The sequence below is a fragment of the Nocardiopsis sp. TNDT3 genome (genome assembly GCF_003427465.1).
In the GTDB taxonomy this organism is placed as follows: Bacteria; Actinomycetota; Actinomycetes; order Streptosporangiales; family Streptosporangiaceae; genus Nocardiopsis; species Nocardiopsis dassonvillei.
Window position 1 is genome coordinate 1 of record NZ_QPFC01000995.1, and the last position, 1,565, is coordinate 1,565.

2 protein-coding genes are annotated in these 1,565 nt (G+C 74.4%); both read left to right on the top strand.

The window, feature by feature from the left end; genetic code table 11:
• The coding region (locus tag DQW06_RS22770; RefSeq protein WP_198662522.1) for a (Fe-S)-binding protein at positions 1-769 on the top strand (769 nt) is incomplete at its 5' end.
• Positions 770-882: 113 nt separating this feature from the next.
• Positions 883-1,452, top strand: coding sequence for an RNA polymerase sigma factor (locus DQW06_RS22775; protein ID WP_013151731.1), 570 nt, complete (start codon positions 883-885; stop codon positions 1,450-1,452).
• Positions 1,453-1,565: the final 113 nt, after the last annotated feature.

Below are 1,565 nucleotides of genomic sequence, written 5' to 3' on the forward strand. Positions count from 1 at the left end.
GGCCCGGGTGGGCATGCTGGTGGGCTGCGTGCAGGGGGCGTTCTTCCCCGAGGTCAACACCGCGACCGCGCGGGTGCTGGCTCTGGAGGGCTGCGACGTGGTGATCCCCCGCGCCCAGGGCTGCTGCGGGGCCCTGTCCGGGCACGCCGGGCGGATGGAGGAGTCGGCCGACCTCGCCCGGAGCCTGATCGAGGTGTTCGAACGCGAGCGGGTGGACCGGATCGTGGTCAACTCGGCCGGGTGCGGGTCCAGCATGAAGCACTTCGACCGCACCCTGACCGAGGCGGGCGCGGACCCGGCCTGGGTGCGCCGGGGGCGGGCCCAGGCCGAGCGGGTCGCGGACCTCACCGAGTTCCTGGTGGAGCTGGGGCCGCGGGCCGAGCGCCATCCCCTCCCCCTGCACGTGGCCTACCACGACGCGTGCCACCTCTCCCACGGCCAGGGCGTCACCCGGCCGCCCCGGGCCCTGCTCGCGGGGATTCCGGAGCTGCGCGTGTCCGACCTGCCCAACGGCGAGATCTGCTGCGGCTCGGCGGGGGTGTACAACCTGCTCAAGCCCGGGGCCGCCCGCGAGCTCGGCGACCGCAAGGGGCGGGACGTGGCCTCCACCGGCGCCGACGTCCTGGTGTCGGGGAACCCGGGGTGCTCTCTCCAGATAGCCTCCGCCATGGACCGCGCGGGTTCTCCGGTGGCGGTGACCCACACCGCGCGGGTGCTGGACGCCTCCCTGCGGGGGCTGACCGTGGCGCGGTTGCTGGGACGCCGCTGAGCCGACCCGCCCCCGCCCTGGTGACGCACACCACATACGTTCCGGCGGTTTTCCCGTCCTCCCCCCCGAACAACGGCCGCTCCGGCGACACAAGGGGGAGAGAGGAGCTGCCGATGGTGCGCGACAACAACAGCGACCCACCCGACCACACGGCGTTCAACGCGCTGTTCGAGCGGTACTACGACGCGGTGTACGACTACGCCCGCCGCAGGGTCGGCCCCGATCTGGCCGACGACGTGGCCTCGGAGTCCTTCGCGGTCGCCTGGCGACGGCGGACGGGGGTGCCCGAGGGCCGGGAACTGCCCTGGCTGTACGCCTGCGCCCGCCGTATCACCCTCGCCAAGCTGCGCGAGGTCAGGAAGCGCGGTGAGGTCCCCCCTCCCCCGGAGGAGGCCTGGGGCGGTTCCCAGGACGACGCCGAGCGCGTCGTCCGCCGCCAGACGGCCCTGAGCGCCCTGGCCCGGCTCTCCGGCACCGACCGCGAGCTCGTGATGCTCGTGACCTGGGAGGGCCTGAGCAGCCGCGAGGCCGCGCGCGTGGTGGGCTGCTCACCCGTGACCGCGCGCGGACGGCTGCACCGTGCCCGCAAGCGCCTCCAGGCGCTCATGGACGACACCGCACACCCCGCCGAGGACAGGAAGGACGCCTCGTGGACGACGTCACCGCGCTTCGCGCGCTCCTGAACGACACCGACCCGCGCGCCGGGGAGACGGTCGGCCACGCCGACCGCCAGCGCGCACGGACGAAGGCCATCACCCTGATGAACGACACCCCCGCCCGCCGCCCCCTGTGGCTC